Genomic DNA, 14,638 nt, shown 5'->3' with positions numbered 1-14,638 from the left:
GGAACACGGCCGGGGCTCGGGGAGGAGGTGGTCAGGGGGTGGCGGGCGGCGGGCGGCCTCAGCCGATGTCGCGGCGGGCGGCGATCTTCGAGGACATCCCGAAGATCTCGATGAAGCCCTTGGACATCGACTGGTCGAAGGTGTCACCGGTGTCGTAGGTGGCGAGGTTGAAGTCGTACAGCGACTGGTCGGACTTGCGGCCGTTCACCACCGCGCGACCACCGTGCAGCACCATCCGGATGTCGCCCGAGACGTGCTGGTTGGCCTCGTTGACGAAGCCGTCCAGTGCCCGCTTGAGCGGCGAGAACCACAGGCCGTCGTAGACGAGTTCGGCCCAGCGCTGCTCGACCTGCCGCTTGTAGCGGGCGAGTTCGCGCTCGACGGTGACGTTCTCCAGGGCCTGGTGGGCGGTGATCAGGGCGATCGCGCCCGGAGCCTCGTAGATCTCACGGGACTTGATGCCGACCAGCCGGTCCTCGACCATGTCGAGACGGCCGATCCCCTGCGCGCCGGCCCGCCTGTTGAGCTCCTCGATCGCCTGGAGCACCGTCACCTTGCGCCCGTCGACGGCCACCGGGACGCCGGCCTGGAAGGTGATGACTACCTCGTCCGCCTCGCGCGGGGTGGCCGGGTTCTGGGTGTACTCGTAGACGTCCTCGATCGGGGCGTTCCAGATGTCCTCCAGGAAGCCGGTCTCGACGGCCCGCCCGAAGACGTTCTGGTCGATCGAGTACGGCGACTTCTTGGTGGTCGCGATCGGCAGGCCCTTGGCCTCGGCGAAGGCGATCGCCTTGTCCCGGGTCATCGCGTAGTCGCGCACCGGGGCGATGCACTTCAGCTCGGGGGCGAGCGACTGGATGCCGACCTCGAACCGGACCTGGTCGTTGCCCTTGCCGGTGCAGCCGTGCGCGACGGTGGTGGCGCCGTGCTTCTTGGCGGCGGCGACCAGGTGCTTGACGATCACCGGCCGGGAGAGCGCCGAGACCAGCGGATACTGGCCCTGGTAGAGCGCGTTGGCCTTGACGGCCGGCAGGCAGTACTCGTCGGCGAACTCCTCGCGCGCGTCCGCGACCTCGGCCTCGACCGCGCCGCAGTCCAGCGCGCGCCGGCGGATCACGTCCAGGTCCTCGCCGCCCTGGCCGACGTCGACCGCGACGGCGACGACCTCGGCGCCGGTCTCCTCGGCGATCCAGCCGATGCAGACGGACGTGTCCAGACCGCCCGAGTAGGCGAGTACGACGCGCTCGGTCACGGCTTTCTCCTTCTTCACGGTACGAGTTCTTCACGCGTACGAGCGGGGCGAGCGAGAGGGGTCTCATGCGCTGGTAGGCATAATTATGCACAACACCGCATGAAACTCCAAGCCCGCCCCGGGGCGTTCCGGGGACGGGCTCGGGCAGGGACTCCGCGCTACCAAGCCACCGGCAGCTCGTGCAGCCCGTAGATCAGTGCGCTGCTGCGGAACCGCACCTCCTCGAACGGCACGGTGAGCCGCAGTCCGGGCAGCCGCCGCAGCAGGGTCGCCAGCGCGACCTGCAGCTCGACCCGGGCCAACGGCTGACCCAGGCACTGGTGGACACCGAAGCCGAAGGCCAGGTGCCGGCGGGCGTCCCGGCCGACGTCCAGCTGGTCGCCGCTGGCGAACAGCTCCTCGTCGCGGTTGGCCGCGCCGAGCATGACGAACACGCCCTCCCCCGCCCCGATCCGCAGGCCGTCGTCGAACTCCACGTCCTCCAGGGCGACTCGGGGCAGGCCGGCGTGCACGATCGTCAGGTAGCGCAGCAACTCCTCGACCGCGCCCGGGATCAGCTCCGGCTCGGCACGCAACCGGGCCAGCTGGTCCGGGTGCTGCAGCAGGGCGAGGGCCGAGAGCGAGGTCATGTTGGCCGTGGTCTCGTGGCCGGCCAGCAGGAGCAGCACCGCGTTGGCGGCGACCTCCTCGGGGGTGAGGTCGTCCCGGGCCGCCAGCCGTGCCACGATGCCGTCCGGCTCGCCCTGCTTGGAGGCGGCCAACCCGGCCATGTAGTCGGTCAGTCCGTCGAGCGCCTCGGAGACCGCCGCGGGCCCCGCGGTGGAGTCCAGCAGGCGGCGGCTCAGCTCCTGGAAGTACTCGTGGTCGTCGTACGGGACGCCGAGCAGTTCGCAGATGACCAGCGACGGCACCGGGAAGGCGAAGTCGGTGACCAGGTCGGCGGGTTGGCCCTTGGCGACCATCGCGTCGAGCGCCTCGTCGACGATCCGCTGGATCCGCGGGCGCAGCTGCTCGATCCGCTTCACCAGGAAGTCGCCGGTCATCATGCGGCGCAGCCGCTGGTGCTCCGGGTCGTCCAGGCGCAGGAAGCTGGGCTGCTCGCCGACCAGCTCGCGGCGGCCCGGGGAGAGGAACGGGAAGCCGGGGTGGCGCACGTCGGCGCTGAACCGGCGGTCGGACAGCACCGCGCGGACGTGCCGGTAGTCGGTGAGCACCCAGCAGGGCGTGCCGTCCCAGAGGGTGACGCGGCCGGCCGGCTGCCGGTAGGCGGGCGGCGGGTCGAAGGGGCAGCCCTCGGCCCGGGGCTCCGGGAAGCGGAGCGCCGCGAGCTCGGAGGGTTCGTGGAGGCTGGTCACCGGTCCGCCTCCGTGAGCGTGATGGCGCCGCCCGGGCAGAGGGCGGCGGCGGTGCGGAGCTGGGAGTGGAGGGCGGGGGCCGGGTCGGCCTGGAGCAGCAGGACGACGCCGTCCTCGTCGCTCTGGTCGAAGACCGTGGGGGCGGTCAGCACACACTGCCCGGAGCTGCAGCAGCGATCCTGATCAACAGTCACGTGCATGGCGGGACCTCGTTGGACGTGAAGGGGATCGGCTGCCCAGGCCTGTTGCCTCGGGCAACCAACGTTCCGTAAGGCCAACCTAACGCCGCGCTGCAGTGCGCACGAAGGACCAGTGGACGATCGTATGAGAATGGCCGATTCACGACGCCGAGCAGGCGCCCGGTCAGCATCCGGTACCGGTGCCAAGGCGCCCGGAACGACCGCGGGGTGGCCGGGCAGGCACCCGGCCACCCTCGTCGCAGGCCGTCCTCAGCGCTCCGAGCGGGACTGGGCCAGCTGCATCAGGTGGTCGGCGAGGGCCTGGCCACCGGCCGGGTCACGGCTGATCAGCAGCACCGTGTCGTCGCCGGCGATGGTGCCGATGATCTCGTGCACCCCGGCCGTGTCGATCGCCGAGGCCAGGAACTGCGCGGCACCAGGTGGCGTGCGCAGCACCACCAGGTTTCCGGACGCCGTCGCCGAGACCATCAGCTCACCGGCCAGCCGGGCCATCCGGCCCTCTGTGGCCGACTCCCCCATCGGAGCGCGCGGCGTGGGATCGCCGCCCTCCGCCGGAACGGCGTAGATCAGCGCGCCGTCCCGGTTGCGGATCTTCACCGCGCCCAGCTCGTCCAAGTCCCGGGAGAGCGTGGCCTGGGTGACCACCAGCCCGTCGTCGGCCAGCAGTTTGGCCAACTGGCTCTGCGAACGGACGGGTTGACGGGTCAGCAGATCCACGATCCGCCGGTGGCGCGCGGTCCGGGTCTGCGGTACCTGCGGCGTCGGGCCGGCGGGGGTCTGGTCGGATGGGGGAACGCTCATGATGATGATTCTTCCGGACTACTCCGCAGGCTGCGCGGCCGGGTCGTCCTGCCGGGCGTCCGGCTCGGCCTCGAGCCCGGCCCGGACCTCCTCCAGGACGCCCGGCAGTGCGGCCAGGAACCGGTCGGCCTGCTGCTCGGTCAGCACCAGCGGCGGCACCAGCCGCACCGCGTCCGCCACCGCCGCGTTCACCAGGAAGCCGGCCCGCTGCGCGGCCGCCTGCACCTGCGCCGCCACCGGCCGGGTCAGCACGATGCCCAGCAGCAGCCCGGCGCCCCGCACGTGCGAGACCAGGGGGTCGCCGATCGCCTCGATGCCGGCGCGCAGCCGGTCGCCGACCTTCTGCACCCGGGTGAGCAGGCCCTCGGACTCGATGGTCCGCAGCACCGCCAACGCCGCTGCCGCGACCACCGGATTGCCGCCGAAGGTGGTGCCGTGCTGGCCCGGCTGGAGCAGGTCGGCCGCCGCGCCGTACGCGATCACGGCGCCGATCGGCAGGCCGCCGCCGAGACCCTTGGCCAGGGTCACCACATCGGGCTCGATGCCGGGCTCGGCCTGGTGCGCGAACCAGTGGCCGGTCCGCCCGATGCCGGTCTGCACTTCGTCCAGGACCAGCAGCGCCCCCGCCGCCCGGGTGATCTCCCGGGCCGCCCTCAGGTAGCCGGGCGGCAGCGGGACCGCCCCGTTCTCGCCCTGGACCGGTTCCAGCACCACGGCGGCGGTCGCGGTCGACACCGCGGCCCGCAGCGCCTCGACGTCGCCGAACGGCACGTGCGTGACACCGGGCGGCAGCGGCCGGAACGGCTCCTGCTTGCCCGGCTGCCCGGTGAGCGCGAGCGCGCCCATGGTCCGCCCGTGGAAGGCGCCCTCCAGCGCGACCAGCTGGGTGCGACCGGTCAGCCGGCTGATCTTGAAGGCGGCCTCGTTGGCCTCCGCACCGGAGTTGCAGAAGAACACCCGGCCGGGCCGGTCGTCCAGGGCGAGCAGGCGCTCGGCCAGCTCGATGGTGGGTTCCGCCGTGAACAGGTTGGAGACGTGCCCGAGCTGCCCGAGCTGCGCGGTGACCGCCTCGACGATCGCCGGGTGCGCGGTGCCCAGGGAGTTCACCGCGATGCCGCCGACCAGGTCGAGGTACTCGTTGCCGTCGGCGTCCCAGAGGAGCGCGCCCGCGCCCTTGACCAGTGGCAGCCGCGGGGTGCCGTAGTTGTTGGTGAAGGCCCGCCGGTACCGGGCCGTCAGCTCGCTGTTGTCGCTCATGCCAGGCCCCCCAGGACAGCGGCGTCGTCGTCCGGCACCACCATGGTGCCGATCCCCTCGTCGGTGAAGATCTCCAGTAGCAGGCTGTGCGGCACCCGTCCGTCCAGCACGCGCGCGGTGCCCACACCGGAGCGGACCGCGCGCAGGCAGCCCTCCATCTTGGGCAGCATGCCGCTGGCCAGGTCCGGCAGTATGGCCTCCAGTTCGCCGGCGTTCAACTGGCTGATCACGTCGTCGGATTCGGGCCAGTCGGCGTAGAGGCCCTCGACGTCGGTCAGCACCACCAGCATCTCGGCGCCCAGTGCGCTGGCCAGCGCGGAGGCGGCGGTGTCGGCGTTGACGTTGTAGACGTGGCCGTCGGATCCGCGTGCGATGCTGGAGATCACCGGGATCCGGCCGTCGGCGATCAGCGCCTTCACCGCGCCGGCCTCGACGTTGACGATCTCGCCGACCAGGCCGATGTCCACCTGCTCGCCGTCGACCACTGCGTACCGCTTGACCGCGGTCATGGTGTGCGCGTCCTCACCGGTCATGCCGATCGCGAACGGCCCGTGCTCGTTGAGCAGTCCGACCAGGTCGCGCTGGACCTGGCCGGCCAGCACCATCCGGACCACGTCCATGGTCTCCGGGGTGGTGACGCGCAGCCCGTTGGTGAACGAGGACTCCAGGCCGAGCTTGTCCAACTGGGCACTGATCTGCGGGCCGCCGCCGTGCACCACGACCGGGTGCAGGCCGGCGTAGCGCAGGAACACCACGTCCTGGGCGAAGGCGGCTTTGAGGGACTCGTCGACCATGGCGTTGCCGCCGAACTTGATCACCACGGTCTTGCCGTGGAACCGCTCCAGCCAGGGCAGCGCCTCGATCAGCGTCATCGCCTTGGGCAACGCGGTGTTGTTGCGGGCAAGTTCGCCCTTGGGTGCGATCTGCACGGTGGGTCCCCCGGGATCAGGTGGAGTAGGCGCTGTTCTCGTGCACGTAGTCGGCGGTCAGGTCGTTGGTCCACACGGTGGCCGCGGCCTGGCCGGCGTTCAGCCGGGCGGTGATGACGACCTGGCGGTCCGCCATGCTGACCAGCGAGCGGTCCTCGCCGACCGCGCCGCCGCGGCAGACCCAGACCCCGTTGATCGCGACATCCAGCCGGTCCGGGTCGAAGGCGGCGTCAGTGGTGCCGATCGCGGCCAACACCCGCCCCCAGTTGGGGTCTTCGCCGTGGATGGCGCACTTGAGCAGGTTGTTGCGGGCGATGGTGCGGCCAACCTCGACCGCCTCATCCTCGGTGGCGGCGTCGGTGACGTCGATCCGGATGTCCTTGCTCGCGCCCTCCGCGTCGCCGATCAACTGACGGGCCAGGTCGGCGCAGACCTGCTGCACCGCGTCGGCGAACTCGGCCGCCTGCGGGGTGATTCCGGAGGCGCCGGAGGCCAGCAGCAGCACCGTGTCGTTGGTGGACATGCAGCCGTCGGAGTCGACCCGGTCGAAGGTGGTGCGGGTGGCGCCGCGCAGTGCGGTGTCCAACTCGGCGCTCTCCACGGCCGCGTCGGTGGTCAGCACGACCAGCATGGTGGCCAGGCCGGGGGCCAGCATCCCGGCGCCCTTGGCCATGCCGCCGACCGTCCAGCCGCCGACGCTGACCTGGGCGGTCTTGTGCACCGTGTCGGTGGTCTTGATGGCGATCGCCGCCGCCTCACCGCCGGTGTCGCTGAGCTGCTGAACGGCCAGCTCGACGCCGGGCAGCAGGATGTCCATCGGGAGGCGCTCGCCGATCAGGCCGGTCGAGCAGACCGCCACCTCGCCCGCGCTGACACCGAGTTCGGCGCCGACCCGCTCGGCGGTGGCGTGGGTGTCCTGGAAGCCACCCGGGCCGGTGCAGGCGTTGGCACCACCGGAGTTGAGGATCACCGCCGCCAACTGGCCGCCCTTGAGCACCTGCTGGGACCAGAGCACCGGCGCCGCCTTGACGCGGTTGGAGGTGAAGACGCCGGCCGCCGCCAGCGACGGCCCGTCGTTCACCACCAGGGCCAGGTCCGGGGTTCCGGAGGCCTTGATGCCGGCCGTCACGCCGGCGGCGCGGAAGCCCTTGGCCGCCGTGACGCCGAGGTTGCTGCTGCTCATGGTGCGACTCCGTTCACGGGAAGGCCCAGCTCCTCGGGCAGGCCGAGGGCGATGTTCATGCTCTGCACCGCACCACCGGCGGTGCCCTTGACCAGGTTGTCGATCGCGCTTACCGCGATGATCCGCCCGGCTCGCTCGTCCAGGACCACCTGGACCACCGCGCTGTTGGAGCCGAAGACCGACTTGGTCTGCGGCCACTGGAGTTCGGGCAGCAGATGGACGAACTGCTCGTCGGCGTAGGCCGATTGGTAGGCGGCGCGCAGGTCGCCCGAGGTGACGCCGGGCCTGGCCCTGGCGCTGCAGGTGGCCAGGATGCCGCGGGACATCGGCACCAGGGTCGGGGTGAAGGAGATGGTCACCGGCTCCCCGGCGACCGGGCTGAGGTTCTGCGACATCTCCGGGGTGTGCCGGTGCACGCCGCCGACGCCGTACGGGCTGACCGAGCCCATCACCTCGCTGCCGAGCAGGTGGGTCTTGACCGCCTTGCCGGCGCCCGAGGTGCCGCTGGCCGCCACGATCACCGCCTCCGGCTCGGCGAGCCGCGCCGCGTAGGCCGGGAAGAGCGCGAGGGTGACGGCGGTCGGGTAGCAGCCCGGTACGGCGATCCGCTTGGCGCCCTTGAGCGCAGCGCGGTGGCCCGGCAGCTCCGGCAGGCCGTACGGCCAGGTGCCGGCGTGCGCGGAGCCGTAGAACCGCTCCCAGTCGGCCGCGTCCTTGAGCCGGAAGTCCGCGCCGCAGTCGACGACCAGCACGTCCTCGCCGAGTGCCTCGGCCACGACCGCCGACTTCCCGTGCGGCAGCCCGAGGAAGACCACGTCATGCCCGGCCAGGATCTCGGGGCTGGTCGGCTCCAGCACCCGGTCCGCCAGCGGCAGCAGGTGCGGCTGCACCTCCCCCAGCCGCTTGCCCGCGTTGGAGTCGCCGGTCAGTGCCCCGATCTCCACCTCCGGGTGCCCCAGCAGCAGACGCAGCACCTCACCGCCCGCATACCCGCTCGCCCCGGCTACGGCAACCCGCAAGGCCATGACTGCTTCCTCCCTGGTGCACGACGATGTGGCATGACTATACGGATCGCCGAACATCCATGCAAGAAGCCCGCCCAGCCCCCGATGACGGCTCGGCGCCGTGCGCCCACCCGACTGCGGCCGGCGGCGCACGGCCGTGGCAGGCAGCACCGGGCGGCATTTCGCGCGCCGCCCGATTCACCGGCCGACCTCCGTCCACAGGACCGCGGAATTCGCAGTACCCAGCGTTCCAGCCAATAGTTGTCAACTATGCATACTCGGTTTCACTCGTTCGAGTGACAGGCCAGGGAACTGCTAGCCCGGAACGCATCGGATGCGATGTTCTCGGAGCCGACCCCGATCGGGTCATGGGGGAATTCAGTTGTCCGACGGCGGCCATTCCACCGGTACTGCCACCACGAACCACGAGGCATACCGCCCGACCGTTCATTTCATCCTGTGCTGCGAAACGTTCCCTGCCACACCGGAAGGAGGCCTGTCGTCATGGCCAACACGAGCATGAAGAACGATGTCGGCCGAGCTTATCTGGGCGACGTGTTCATGCGTCACCCGCTCACCACGCGAAACCAGGAGGAGCTCGGAATCGCCGCCAAGGCGGACGCCATCCTGGGCCGCCAACTGAACGCACTGAAGCGCTCTCCCGAAGGCGGCGGCGACCCGATCGCCCCCATCGGATTCTGCCTGAACCAGGTCCGCTACGGCGGCTTTCCGCAGACCGAACAGACGGCCTACGACCGCGGCTGGCGCGCCTACCTGAACGTCGGCGTACCGGTCATCGAGGAACTGAGCGACATAGAGCAGCCACCCCCGGACGTCATCTCCAAGCAGACGTACATCAACGGCACCGACCCCGTCACCGTGACCGCGACGGACACCGTCGAGTTCTCGATATCCAACACCATCAGCTGGTCGCTCCAGGGCCAGGTGCAACTCACCTTCGGCGCCAAGACCACCGCGTCCCTGCAGCAGCAGTTGCAGAAGAGCATGGCGGCGAAGGGTTCCCAGAAGACCACTGTGCTCAACAGCAAGGACCGGCAGGGCGTCGACTCGGAATCGCTGACCGAGAACACGAACACCACGACGGCCACCGGCACCGCCACGGGCACCGGCGAGCTGTGGGGGCAGCTGATGCTCGGGGTCGCGGCTTCCGTCAGCGGTTCGGTGACCACCCAGTGGAAGCACACCTCCACGCTCAGCCTGCAGGTCAACAGTCGGGTCGACGTACTGGCCACGGTCCGCCGCCAGATCAGGAAGTTCGAGTACGAATTCCCGGTCACTTTCGGCGGCTGGGTCGCCCTCTACTACCCGCAGCCGGTGGAGGTCAAGGAAACTCCCCCGCAGTCGAACAACCCGAGGTACGCCCAGGTGATCGCCTGGAAGCTCGGCGAGGTCGCCGACGACGGCAGCAACTTCGACATGGCCGACCCGGGCAGGCGCTTCATGCAGAAGGGCACGGCCGAAATCGTGACCGTCCGAGTCGGCGAGCACCGGGTCTTCCAGCCCGAGACGCTCGACTACGCGAGCCAGAAGCAGCCCTACTACAAGGCGTGAAGTCAAGCTCCACCGGAACCCGTGAAGCGGAAGACCAGGAGAGAAGCTCATGACGTTCAAGAACATCTTCGACAGCGGCGGCAACGAGGCCGATTCCGCCAAGCAGGCTGCCGAAGCACTCAGTGGCAACACCCCGGGTGCCGGGGACGTCTCGGGCGCGGTGCGCAACCTCGAGAGTCAGCGGGACCCGTGGCTGGTGCGCCAGACGGCGCACGGGGCGTTCGATGTCATGGGTTTCCTCAATCCGCTCTTCCAGAAGCTCCATGACGCCTCCGCCGATCAGCTCACCGCCTCCCAGGACCCCGCTTCGACCTTCGACATGGCCTCGTCGGCCATGAACAAGGCGGCTGCGACGATGAAGGTGGAGATCCGCGAGGAGGACCTGCCGAGCGCCTCGAGCACCAGCGAACGGCCCAGCCTGCTGCTCGCCACCGATCTGGGATCCTCCGAAGGGCTCGCGGTGGACCCGACGCAGGGCAAGGCGTACGTCGCCGACCGCCCCGGCCAGAAGCTGACCGCCGTCGACCTCGCCACCGGCGCCAAGCGGGTGACCGCGAGCGGCCTGGGCGACCTCGGCGATGTGGCGCTGGACGGAAACGGCACGGCCTACGGCGCGGTCTACGCCGGCGCACAGCTGATCGCGGTGGACCTGGCCGCCGGCACCTTCCGCAAGGTCGCCGACGTGCCGGGCGCCTACGGCGTGGCACCGGACGGGACGGGCAAGGCCTACCTCGCCGACTGGGCCAACGCGCAGCTGGTCGCCGTCGACCTGAAGAGCGGGCAGCGGACGACGGTCACCACCGGCCTCACCTACGCCTCCGGAGTGGCGCTGGACGGCTCCGGAAAGGTGTACGTGAGCCTGAAGGAGAGCGGCATCCTCTACGAGGTCGACCTCGCGTCCGGCACCAAGCGCGTGGTGGTCACGCTGCCGGCCGGGGCGTGGGCCACCCGGGTCGCGTTGGACGGCGCCGGCGGCGCCTACGTCACCGACTCCGCCGGCGGGCGCCTCTACCTGGTCGGCCTGGCCGACGGTGCCCAGCGCGTGGTGGCCGCCGGGCTCGGTCACCCCTACGGCGTCGCCCTGGACCGCGGCAACGGCCGGATCTACGTCGGCAACCAGGAGGGTCAGCTGTGGCGGCTCTCCCAGCGCGCCGCCACGGCCCTCGGGGGCATAGGCAAGGTCGTGGCATGACGGGCCGGGAGGAACATTCGGTGCTGCGACGGAAGGGGCCCTGACGCCGTGGGCGACACCAGCATGAAGAGCGATGTGGGCCGGGCCTATCTCGGCGACGTGTTCATGCGTCACCCGCTCACCACGCGCAACCAGCAGGAGCTCGGGATCGCCGCCAAGGCGGACGCCATCCTGGCCCGGCAACTGAACGCGCTGAAGCGCTCTCCCGAAGGCGGCGGCGACCCGATCGCCCCCGTCGGGTTCTGCCTGAACAAGGTGCGCTACGGCGGCTTTCCCGAGACCGAGCAGACGGCCTACGACCGCGGCTGGCGCGCCTACCTGAACGTCGGCGTACCGGTCGTCGAGGAACTGGGCGACATCGAGCAGCCGCCGCCGGACCTGGTCTCCAAGCAGACGTACATCAACGGCACCGACCCCATCACCGTGACCGCGACGGACACCGTCGAGTTCTCGGTGTCCAACACCATCGGCTGGTCGCTCCAGGGCGACGTGCAGCTCACCTTCGGGGCGAGCGCCGGCGCCGCCCTGCAGCAGGAGCTGCAGAAGACCATGGAGCTGACGAGTTCCCAGACGACCACCCAGCTCAACAGCAAGGACGACCAGGGCGTCGACACCGCGGCCACCACGGAATCGACGAGCACGACGACGGCCACCGGCAGTGCCACCGGCACCGGGGAGCTGTCGGCGCAGCTGATGCTCGGGGCCTCCGCCGCCGTCAGCGGTTCGGTGACCACCGAGTGGAACCACGTCTCGTCGGTCAGTGTGGAGTTCGGCAGCCGGGTGGACGTGCTGGCCACGGTCCGGCGCGAGCTGCGGCAGTTCGCCTTCGAGTTTCCGGTCACCTTCGGCGGCTGGGTCGCGCTGTACTACCCGCGTCCGGTGGCGGTCAAGGAGACTCCCCCGCAGGCGAACGACCCGAGGTACGCCCAGGTGATCGCCTGGAAGCTCGGCGAGGTCGCCGACGACGGCAGCAACTTCGACCTGGCGGACGAGGGCAGGAGGTTCCTGCAGAAGGGCACGGCCGAGATCGCCGGGGCCCGGATCGGTGAGCACCGGGTGTGCCAGCCCGAGGCGCTCGACTACTCGAGTCAGAAGCAGCCCTACTACAAGGCGTGACGCCGAGGCTGCCCCGGCCCACCACGGGGACGACCGGACCTCGAGCCGCTGAGCCCCCTCGGGCGTCTCCTCGTGCTGGTGCACGTGGCGACCACGGCGGTGTCCAAGCCCGTGGTGGGCGCGCCGCCGGAGTTGGGCGGAGAAGCCGACGACCGGGCAGGTCCCTGGTGGTGGCCGTGGCAGTCGATCGGCCTGGCCGGCGTCAGCGCTTGACGGCGCGCAGCACCACGAACTTGGGATTGCCCGCCACCGTCTGGCAGTTGCCGAAGAGGCGGCGGAGCTTGGTGTGGTAGCCGAGGTGGCGGTTGCCGACGACCCAGAGTTCGCCGCCGGGGCGCAGGGCGCGGCGGGCGCCGGTGAACATGCGCCAGGCGGTGGCGTCGGTGGTGGCCTGGTGGGAGTGGAACGGGGGGTTGTTCAGCACCAGGTCGACCGAGCCGGGTGGGACGGCCGCCAGGGCGTCGCCGGCGAGGAACTCGGCGCGGGCGTCCGGCCCCGCGTTGTCCCGGAAGGTGGCCTCGGCGGAGGCGACGGCCTGGTAGGACTCGTCGATGAAGGTGACCTCGGCGGCCGGGTTGGTCAGCGCGGCAGCCGTGCCGACCACACCGTTGCCGCAGCCCAGGTCGACCACGCGCACGGGCCCCTGGCGCTCCGGCAGGTGCTGCAGGAAGAAACGGGTGCCGATGTCGAGCCGGTCGGCGCAGAAGACGCCGGCGTGGTTGGTGACGGTGCGCCCTGAGAGCACGCCGATGTCGTCGGGCAGCCGGTAGCGCAGCGGCCACGGGTTGCCGGGGGCTGGCAGCTGCTGCGGCCTGCTCTGCGGCGTGCTGAAGATCAGCCGCGCCTTCTTCGCCGCCAGTGAGGTCCGGGTCGGTCCGATGATCCGCTCGAACAGCTGGAGCGTCGACGTGTGGATCTCGGTGACCATGCCTGTGCCGATCACCGCGCTCCCGGCGTGCAGCGCGGGCGCCAGCCGGTGCAGCTGGTCCTCCAGGAAGGCCAGGCTCTTGGGCACCCGGACCAGCAGCACGTCGATCCGCTCCGGCGGTGGCTCCACGCTGGTCAGCAGGCGCACCGCGTCTGCGGCCAGGCCGTTGCGGGCCAGGTTGGCGCGGGTCGCCTCGCGTCCGAGGTAGGAGTCGCCGACCTGCGTCACCCGGGCCTTTCCGGCCAGCGCCGTCACCAGGGCGCCCCAGCGGTCGCCCAGCACCACCACGGTGCCGTCCAGCGGCACGGCCGGAGCGTCGGTGTCGCCGTGCAGGTGGCGCAGCAGGTACTCGTCGGCGGCGTCCCAGGCGCGCAGCTGCTCGCGCGGGTTCTCGGGGAAGCGGGTGAGCCGGTACTCGCCCCATGACGTGGTGAAGCAGTTCATCGTGCGCCCAGGCTATCCGCTCCCGGCCCGGCGCCGCGCCGGTGCCGCCGACGCCGGCCGGGCGGGCCGTGGTTGCCCGGTTTTGTCATGGTTTCCTGCGAGGATCGTGCCGAGGCCGGACGGCCGTCACCGGGAGCAGGTCGAGCTGAGCGAGCGGAGCACGGCATGGGACACGGCATGGGACACGGCGTGGGATTCGACACCGAGCGGTTGACCAGGCTGCACGACACCCTGGCCGGCCACGTGGAGCGGGGCGGGGTGCCCGGTCTGGTCGCCCTCGTCGCGCACGGCGACCAGGTGCACGTGGAGGCGCTCGGCAAGCGGTCGCTGCGCGGCGGGCCGGTCGGGCGCGACACGATCTTCCGGGTCGCCTCGATGACCAAGCCGATCACCGCCGCCGCCACCCTGATCCTGCTCGAGGAGTGCCGGCTGCGGCTGGACGACCCGGTGGACGAGCTGCTGCCGGAGCTGGCCCACCGCCGGGTGCTGCGCCGCCCGGACGGTCCGCTGGACGACACGGTCCCGGCCAACCGCCCGATCACCGTGCGCGACCTGCTGACCTTCCGGATGGGCACCGGGATCCTGATGGCCCCACCCGACAGCTTCCCGATCCAGCAGGCGATGGAGGTGCTCGAACTCGGGCAGGGCGTGCCCCGGCCCGCCTCCTTCCCCGAGCCGGACGACTGGCTGGCCCGGCTCGGCACCCTGCCGTTGATCCACCAGCCGGGCGAGCGCTGGCTCTACAACACCGGCACCGATGTGCTCGGGGTGCTGATCGCCCGGGCCGGCGGCATGCCGTTCGAACGGTTCCTCCAAGAGCGGCTGTTCGACCCGCTGGGCATGACGGACACCGGGTTCGCCGTCCCCGCCGACCAGCTCGACCGGTTCACCACCGCCTACTGGCGGGACCCGGAGAACGGCACCGAGCTGAGCGTGTTCGACGAGGCGGACGGCGGCGAGTGGTCGACTCCCCCGAAGTTCGCCAGCGGCAGCGCCGGGCTGGTCTCCACGGCGGACGACTTCCTCGCGTTCGGCCGGATGCTGCTGGCCGGCGGCCGGTACAGCGGCCGGCGGATCCTCTCCAGGGCAGCGGTCGAGTTGATGATGAGCGACCAGACGAGCCACCTGGCGACGAACGAGCAGCAGGCGAACTCCGAACCGTCGCCCGACTTCTTCGCCACGCACGGCTGGGGACTGGGTGGGGCCGTGGTGACCCGGGCCACCGAAATCGGCCATCCGGTCGGCCAGTTCGGCTGGGACGGCGGCCTGGGCACGTCCTGGGCGGTGGATCCGGCGCGGGGCGTCACCGGTGTGCTGCTCACCCAGCGGCTCTGGGACTCGCCCGTGCCGCCGCCGGTCTGCCGGGACTTCTGGGTGGGCGCCTACCAGGCGCTGGACGAATGAA

14 protein-coding genes are annotated in these 14,638 nt (G+C 71.1%); 5 read left to right on the top strand and 9 right to left on the bottom strand.

Annotation, left to right across the window (positions count from 1 at the left end):
- Positions 1-58 precede the first annotated feature (58 nt).
- The 8 genes from LN042_RS00640 to argC all read right to left on the bottom strand — a co-directional run bounded on the left by LN042_RS00640 (position 59) and on the right by argC (position 8,002).
- Positions 59-1,252 carry an argininosuccinate synthase gene (locus LN042_RS00640; RefSeq protein ID WP_230047730.1) on the bottom strand — a complete coding sequence of 398 codons (1,194 nt, stop codon included), beginning with the start codon at positions 1,250-1,252 and terminating at the stop codon, positions 59-61.
- A 158-nt stretch (positions 1,253-1,410) separates the two neighbouring features.
- A complete protein-coding gene (locus LN042_RS00635) occupies positions 1,411-2,607 on the bottom strand; it encodes a cytochrome P450 (protein ID WP_230047729.1) in 1,197 nt (398 codons plus the stop codon).
- Positions 2,604-2,807: a ferredoxin gene (locus LN042_RS00630; protein ID WP_230047728.1), complete on the bottom strand. Its 204-nt coding sequence runs from the start codon at positions 2,805-2,807 to the stop codon at positions 2,604-2,606. Before LN042_RS00630 ends, LN042_RS00635 begins: the two co-directional genes overlap by 4 nt.
- 249 nt (positions 2,808-3,056) lie before the next feature.
- Positions 3,057-3,608 (bottom strand): arginine repressor, encoded by a 552-nt coding sequence (locus LN042_RS00625; RefSeq protein ID WP_230047727.1) that lies wholly within the window; start codon positions 3,606-3,608, stop codon positions 3,057-3,059.
- A gap of 18 nt (positions 3,609-3,626) precedes the next feature.
- The gene (locus tag LN042_RS00620) at positions 3,627-4,865 is read right to left on the bottom strand and encodes an acetylornithine transaminase (protein ID WP_230047726.1); all 1,239 of its coding nucleotides are present in this window, start codon (positions 4,863-4,865) and stop codon (positions 3,627-3,629) included.
- On the bottom strand, positions 4,862-5,737 hold the full coding sequence (gene argB, locus LN042_RS00615) for an acetylglutamate kinase (RefSeq protein ID WP_230048068.1): 876 nt from the start codon (positions 5,735-5,737) through the stop codon (positions 4,862-4,864). The genes LN042_RS00620 and argB overlap by 4 nt, the downstream gene beginning before the upstream one ends.
- 73 nt (positions 5,738-5,810) lie before the next feature.
- Positions 5,811-6,977: a bifunctional glutamate N-acetyltransferase/amino-acid acetyltransferase ArgJ gene (gene argJ / locus LN042_RS00610; protein ID WP_230047725.1), complete on the bottom strand. Its 1,167-nt coding sequence runs from the start codon at positions 6,975-6,977 to the stop codon at positions 5,811-5,813.
- On the bottom strand, positions 6,974-8,002 hold the full coding sequence (gene argC, locus LN042_RS00605) for an N-acetyl-gamma-glutamyl-phosphate reductase (protein ID WP_230047724.1): 1,029 nt from the start codon (positions 8,000-8,002) through the stop codon (positions 6,974-6,976). Before argC ends, argJ begins: the two co-directional genes overlap by 4 nt.
- Before the next feature lie 483 nt (positions 8,003-8,485).
- On the opposite strand from argC, the gene LN042_RS00600 reads away from it, so the two are divergent.
- From LN042_RS00600 to LN042_RS37090, 4 genes are all read left to right on the top strand, one after another.
- Positions 8,486-9,553: a gluconolaconase gene (locus LN042_RS00600; protein ID WP_230047723.1), complete on the top strand. Its 1,068-nt coding sequence runs from the start codon at positions 8,486-8,488 to the stop codon at positions 9,551-9,553.
- Positions 9,554-9,602: 49 nt separating this feature from the next.
- Entirely contained in the window at positions 9,603-10,745 is a 1,143-nt protein-coding gene (locus LN042_RS00595) for a Vgb family protein (protein ID WP_230047722.1), read from the top strand.
- Between the two features lie 48 nt (positions 10,746-10,793).
- Positions 10,794-11,861 (top strand): gluconolaconase, encoded by a 1,068-nt coding sequence (locus LN042_RS00590; protein ID WP_230047721.1) that lies wholly within the window; start codon positions 10,794-10,796, stop codon positions 11,859-11,861.
- Between the two features lie 78 nt (positions 11,862-11,939).
- Positions 11,940-12,074: a hypothetical protein gene (locus LN042_RS37090; protein WP_283843512.1), complete on the top strand. Its 135-nt coding sequence runs from the start codon at positions 11,940-11,942 to the stop codon at positions 12,072-12,074.
- Here the strand turns inward: LN042_RS37090 and LN042_RS00585 are convergent.
- Positions 12,064-13,233 (bottom strand): methyltransferase, encoded by a 1,170-nt coding sequence (locus LN042_RS00585; RefSeq protein ID WP_230047720.1) that lies wholly within the window; start codon positions 13,231-13,233, stop codon positions 12,064-12,066. The genes LN042_RS37090 and LN042_RS00585 overlap by 11 nt on opposite strands.
- Positions 13,234-13,398: 165 nt before the next feature.
- Here LN042_RS00585 and LN042_RS00580 point away from each other — a divergent pair, with 165 nt between their 5' ends.
- A complete protein-coding gene (locus LN042_RS00580) occupies positions 13,399-14,637 on the top strand; it encodes a serine hydrolase domain-containing protein (RefSeq protein ID WP_230047719.1) in 1,239 nt (412 codons plus the stop codon).
- The last annotated feature ends 1 nt before the right edge of the window (position 14,638 follow it).

Origin of the sequence: Kitasatospora humi (genome assembly GCF_020907985.1) — a bacterium.
Lineage (GTDB): Bacteria > Actinomycetota > Actinomycetes > Streptomycetales > Streptomycetaceae > Kitasatospora > Kitasatospora humi.
Note: the sequence above shows the minus strand (reverse complement) of the source record. Positions and strands in the feature narration are given on the sequence as shown.